At 33.9% G+C, this 6,535-nt stretch carries 4 protein-coding genes and 1 tRNA gene; 3 read left to right on the top strand and 2 right to left on the bottom strand.

From position 1 onward, the window contains the following. Window positions 1–3,828, bottom strand: a 3,828-nt coding sequence (locus ACIQZC_RS08005; RefSeq protein ID WP_396138712.1) for a beta strand repeat-containing protein, incomplete at its 3' end; no start/stop codon positions are given. A gap of 745 nt (window positions 3,829–4,573) precedes the next feature. On the opposite strand from ACIQZC_RS08005, the gene ACIQZC_RS08010 reads away from it, so the two are divergent. Together ACIQZC_RS08010 and ACIQZC_RS08015 are read left to right on the top strand one after the other, a co-directional pair. Beyond that, the gene (locus ACIQZC_RS08010) at window positions 4,574–5,038 is read left to right on the top strand and encodes a mobile mystery protein A (RefSeq protein ID WP_396138713.1); all 465 of its coding nucleotides are present in this window, start codon (window positions 4,574–4,576) and stop codon (window positions 5,036–5,038) included. Then, on the top strand, window positions 5,029–5,625 hold the full coding sequence (locus ACIQZC_RS08015) for a mobile mystery protein B (RefSeq protein ID WP_396138714.1): 597 nt from the start codon (window positions 5,029–5,031) through the stop codon (window positions 5,623–5,625). The genes ACIQZC_RS08010 and ACIQZC_RS08015 overlap by 10 nt, the downstream gene beginning before the upstream one ends. A 182-nt stretch (window positions 5,626–5,807) precedes the next feature. Here the strand turns inward: ACIQZC_RS08015 and ACIQZC_RS08020 are convergent. Next, window positions 5,808–5,887, bottom strand: a tRNA-Leu gene (locus tag ACIQZC_RS08020). Between the two features lie 166 nt (window positions 5,888–6,053). Here ACIQZC_RS08020 and prs point away from each other — a divergent pair. Then, the coding region (gene prs / locus ACIQZC_RS08025; RefSeq protein ID WP_396138715.1) for a ribose-phosphate diphosphokinase at window positions 6,054–6,535 on the top strand (482 nt) is incomplete at its 3' end.

A 6,535-nucleotide genomic window follows, 5' to 3' on the forward strand; every position in this document is an offset into this window, starting at 1 on the left:
ATTATTTTGAACATTAAAATTATATCCAGCCGGAACAGTACCACTATTTACGTTATTACTACTCACATTCATGAATCTTTCAGCACCATTAGGAGCATCAACAGTTAGATTTCCTAACGATAATAATCCACCACCAGCTTGAAACTGACAGCTGAATCCATTGGTAACAATTGAAGTGTTTTGTGTAGAAACACCATCCCCAATTTGTAACGTATGATTTAAACCCGTTGCATAATGATTAGGTGATGCGTAAATAAATGAACCACTAGATTGTGTGAAGAATGTATAAAAAGACATTACTAATGGAGAAGGTGCACCTGCTTGAACAGGTTCTGATAATGTCAAAACGGTACCCTCAATATTAGCCACAATAGTTCCTGGTAAAATACCTGTTCCGGTAACTGGCATACCAATTTGAATGCTTGGATTTGCAGCTGTTAAAACAGTAACGGGAGAACCCACATTTACAGCAGAAAAACTTAATGTTACAGGCGCAGTAATTGGAGAAGTAGCCAAACCTAATACAGGTAAAGACAATACAATTCTTACCCTTGCAGGTCCTCCAAATTCAGCAGCAATGCTTGCTATTGTTGTGCCTGTTTGAATACCATTTCCAGATACCACTTGACCAACCGCTAAATTAGCATTTCCAGCAGCATTTTCAATAACAATAGAAGTATTTCCGTTTAACATAGAGGAAAAATTCAAATCCGTTCCAGATGGAATACTACCCGTAACATTTTGGGAAAGTGTTACTGTATTAACAGTTCCTGCAAAGTTTACCGATGTACTCAAAACTGTTGTTCCAGCTGGAATATTAGCATGACCTGATACTACTTGGCCAACAGCTATCATATTTCCACCTGAATTACTAGTAGTAAAACTGTTTGTTGATAGGACGTTTGTTGTTGTTTTAACAAAAACTCCTGCAGAACCTTGTGTATTTAAACTGAAATTTGCAATTGATGTTGCTGTTATTGGTGTTGTTTCAATATTTACCAATGGATCTACAATTGTGATTTTTCCATCAGTCAAATTCAAGTTTGAAGTTTCTATTTTAAATGAAGTACCACCAAAAGCAACTGAGGTAGCAGTATCTCCATTATTATTACTATCTACAATAATTTCTCCACCTGTTTGATTGAAGAAACTACCTGCTTTATGTACCACAAAACCGTTTACAAACAACTTTCCTGAAGTCATTGTGTGAGTACCATAATTTGAAAAAGCAGCATTATTATTTGTACAACCTACAGTCATATTATTGGTTGTAGAGTTGTTTACCAAAGTTCCACCTGTTGCAATTACAAGATTTGCAGCATTGGCTGATGATGTAACTGTTACGGTATGTCCTGAAGCAATTGAAACAGAATTTGTACAACCAGGAACCACACCGCCTACCCAAGTAGCTGCTGTATTCCAATCTCCAGAACCCGCAGAAACAATAGCTGTACTAATATCAACAGTGCTTGAACTTTTTATCCCTACATAAATAGGAGCAGTTGTTAAATCAGTTAAAGAAAGTCCTTTTCTAAAAACAAAAGGTCTATTGGTTCCATCTTGATGAGTTCCTGCCAAAGCTGCAGTTTGATTCATAAAACGAGTAGAACCATCTAATGCTTCAAATGCACCATTCAAATATGCACCAATTCTAAATGTAGGAGTTGATGCATTAGGGACATATGTAATTGCGATAGGAGTTGCACTCGCATTTGGAGTAGATACTGTATAATTTCCTTCAAATCGATTGTTAATGGTATAACTTCCATCTGCAATTGACAAACTTGGTGTAACTGTATTTGAATGGGTATATAAAACCGCTATTTCACCTGCTGGAGAAGCATTACCATCAGGCAATACATAAAAAGTTCTATCAGCACCAGTAGGACTTAAAAAAGGATATCTGTAAACATTGCCATTATTATGTAATCCTGGATATTCTGTTCCTGGATTAACAGTATAATTATCACTACCCACTAACCATCTAGATATTAAACCATTTGTAAATCCTGAACCAGAATTACAAATAAAATTACTTCCTAACATACTACCAAAGTTACCAAATACAAAACGATTTCCTGTCGTAACATTCACTCTTGCATTTGTAAAAATAAGATTCGATTTTATTCTTGTCAAAGGCACATTCCAAACTACGTTTGAAGCGGCAGTTGCTGTATTATTAATTTCTAATTGATTAAGCACACCTATTTGATTGGCAGCTGTACTTGCTGCGGTTTGAGATTGTATTAGCGAGCCTCCAAAAAAACCAGCTGGATTAACCGTTATATTTTGCACCGTTGAACCATTTAAAGTTAATCTTCCATGAAAAGCAGCACTCCCTAAACTTGAATCAAATCTTCCACCAACACCTACATCTAAATTATGACCTAATTTAATATTTTTACCGTTTGTACCATCATGATTATTGAATCTTGCACCACTTGCAGCAACATTCAAATCATTATAAATGGTAAATTCATCAACAGGAGTTGAAAATCCAAATTGAAGTAAAGCATTATCTCCAGCAAGGATTAAATCTTCACAACCTGTATATCTTGCATCAACAATAACTGATTCTGCACCGTCCAAAACAACGGTATCAGCATGAGTTGGCACTTTTCCACCATCCCAAGTAGATGCCATAGACCATAAACCCGATTGCGCCGCTGTGATTTCATCTGAAACTCTTGAAGTAAGTGAAATATTATCAATAGCAACTGGAGGTAAAGTACCTGAAGAAGCCGCATTTGTCCAAACAAAAATCAATCTGAACGATGTTCCCGCAAATGATTTAGGAATAAAAGCCGTCATTTTTGTTGCCGAAACTTGTGGTTCTGCTCCAAATGCAATCATGGTTGCACCTGGCCAGTTTACCCCATAATTACCAGGCGTTGTAACTTGAGTATTAGTTCCGGTAACATTTTGAGTGATTGGAGCCACCCATACTTGCCAACCTGCACTTGTAGTATTCACAGGCGATTTTACATCAAAAGACAACGTCATTGCTTTTTCAGAAGCGGGTGCTGTTGTAATGTCTCTATATAAGTAGAGTGTTCTATTGGTAGCATTTCCACCATAAGAATTGGTTACTCCATTATCATTAGTAATATAAGCAGCATTTCCTGTAATTGATGAACCATTAGCCGTAAAGTTTAATGTTTGTGCAGTTGTTGCCGCCGCCAGTGTTGGTTTAGATATTCGTAAGCTGGTACCACTAACCGAAACTACATAAGTTCCCGCATCAATTATGCTTGAAGGAGTAATTAACATACCCGCTGCAATATTTGGATTAGCTGCAGCCAATGTGATTGTATATGACGCTAATGCAACAGTTGCTGAAGTTGATTGAGTTGCATTCACATTTACACTTCCTGGAAACGCACTAAAACCTAAAACTACGTTGGTTGCAGTAGTAGTAGCGTTTTGTGATAATGTAACGGTTGTGCCCGAAACACTCACTACAAATGTATTAGTAGGAATATTGAAACCATAAGCAAATTGACCTGCCATAATAGATGGATTTGCTGCTGCGAGCGTAAATGTTGCCGAACCCGATGTTGTAGCTCCAGAAGCAGTTATTCCAGAGGCAGCAGTTCCAAGAGCCCATTTTATAGGTCCTGTTCCTTCATTAGCAACTGTCCAGCCATTAGCTGCAAAAGTTGAACCTGAATTAAATCCACCTTCTGTAGCCGGATTAATCAATGTTGTTTGAGCTTGAAGTCCACAGAAAGCAAAAAACATAAAAAAACCTAACATGAAATGTAACGTCGTTTTTTGTTTTCTTTCTAATGAATTACGAACTGCATTAGTTTTGTAAATTTTATTCATAATTTTAAAAATTTGGTGATTAACGAATATTAAAAAAACTTATTTATTCATTTAAAAGTTTCGAAATACGATTAAATTATCTATTTAAAGTAAATATAACGTATATGATGTACATACAATAATTAAGGTCTTTATTAATTACTGAATTTTGAAAATAATAATTAAATGAGTAATTAAATTAATTTATTGATAATCAATGGTTTAAAAATAATTTTTTTAAAATATATTGAAATAAAAAAACATCTAAATAATAGGGGTTATTGTCGCATAAATAGTACATACAATTTTAAAATAATAACAACCCATTCGATTAATGTTATATTTACAACATTAATATTTTTTGATTTGTGATGTATTTTAAAATAAAAGTATTTTTTATTTAAGATAATACAATTGAATTAAAAGTTAAATTTTGCGAAGACTATACCAAATGAAGAATTTTTTTTGTTGTCTGTTTTTAAAAATAAAAATCCTTAAAAACTATAAATTAGCTAATTAAGGATTTTAAAAGCACACGTAACAAGTGAAATGTCTAACCGTTTTTATAAAGAATTAGAAATTGTTGAAAGCGTATTGTGTAAAATTTCATTTGATTAAATTTTAGGATACTTTTCTAAAAAGCTTATACTAAACATAGTATTGGTTTTTTTATCTATTAAAATATTTAAATCTAAAAGTTTAAAATAATTTTTTTATTTAAATCTAAAGGTTTACATTTGTATTTCATTTTTAAATCTATAGGTTTATGAAAAATACAAAACAACAATTGATAATAGAACAAGTAGATAAAAAGTTAAGAGCTTTTGAATCTCTTAAAGAAAATAAAATTCCAACAAATGGATGGGTTAAAACAGTGCGTACTGCATTGAAAATGTCATTACGCCAATTAGGAAGTAGAATGAATTTTTCCGCGCAAAATATAAGGCAATTGGAAAACAGAGAAATAGCTGGAACTATATCATTGAATACCTTGCGAGACGTTGCTAATGCAATAGATATGCAATTGGTATATGGTTTTGTTTCCAAACACGAATCGTTAGAACAAATGATAGAAAAACGTGCCGCAGCATTAGCCACTGAAATAGTGATGAGAACAAACAATACAATGACATTGGAAGACCAACAAAATTCGGAATTAAGAATTGAAAAGGCCATTGCACAAAAAACAGCAGAAATCAAACATGAAATGCCAAAATATTTATGGGACTAAATATTAATTACATAGAAGGGCAAACGCCTTTGAGTGAGGATGAACAAGAAGGATTAAAAATATCATCCATCACAACAAGGGAAGAATTAGACGAATTTGAGCAACTCAATATAGAAAAGGCGATTCAATGGACTTTTGGTAAAAAACTAAAAGCAGAACAACTTTTTTCAGAAAAGTTCATCAAAGATTTGCACAAACGAATGTATGGAGAAGTTTGGAAATGGGCAGGAACATTTAGAACCTCTGAAAAAAACATCGGCAGTAAGAGTTATTTAATTGGTGTTGAATTGAAGCAATTATTAGATGATGCTGTTTATTGGACACAAAACAAAACCTATAATTCGCAGGAAATCGCAATTCGCTTTAAACATCGTATAGTAAGCATCCATTGTTTTGCAAATGGGAACGGAAGGCATTCCAGATTGATGGCAGATTTAATAATGGAAAAATTATACAATGAAAAGATCTTTTCTTGGGGAGGTACTAATTTAGTGAAAGCAACAGAGACAAGGACAGAATATATAAAAGCAGTAAAAAAGGCTGACCAACAAGATTTGCTGCCTTTAATTGCTTTTGCAAAATCATAATCTATGAAAACCATTTATTTAAAGCCCAAACTATGAATTGTAAATAGATTTATAAGACCATAGATAGACAAAATATCTAAAAATATTATCTAACAGTAGTAAAAAAGCTAGATAAAATTGCATCACAATTTAAACAAAAAAAACGGCTAAAATTTCTTTTAGCCGTTTTTGGTTCGAGAAAGTACCCGGAGTGGGAATCGAACCCACACACCTAAGTACACGAGTTTGAGTCGTGCGCGTCTACCAATTCCGCCATCCGGGCAAGGAAAATAGATGATTTCATCAATAAGTGGGTGCAAATGTAAAAAATAATTCTGCAATTCATTAAAAAATAGTTAAAAATATCCTTTCAGAGTTCGATTTTATTTCTAAATTTGCACCTCGTTAACACAACACAACACTAACTAACTATTAAACAATAAATTAACATGCTGTATCAAGAACCAGAAGCTAAAATTTTTGCATGTTCTCAAAGTGTGTACCTAGCGGAGCAAATTGCTGAAAAGTATGGTGCTCAACTGGGTAAAGTTACGTTCTCAATATATAGTGATGGCGAGTTTCAGCCTTCTTTTGAAGAATCAATAAGAGGATTGCGTGTATTCCTAGTTTGTTCAACTTTTCCAAGTGCCGACAATTTAATGGAATTATTATTAATGATTGATGCAGCGAAAAGAGCATCGGCCAGACATATTACCGCAGTTATTCCTTACTTTGGTTGGGCAAGACAAGACCGAAAAGACAAACCAAGAGTGCCAATTGGAGCAAAATTAGTTGCAAAACTATTGGAAACTGCAGGAGCAACCCGAATTATGACCATGGATTTACATGCCGATCAAATTCAAGGTTTCTTTGAAAAACCAGTGGACCATTTGTTTGCTTCCACCATCTTTTTGCCGTATGTGAGAAGTTT

This window comes from Flavobacterium sp., assembly GCF_044338735.1.
Taxonomy (GTDB): domain Bacteria; phylum Bacteroidota; class Bacteroidia; order Flavobacteriales; family Flavobacteriaceae; genus Flavobacterium.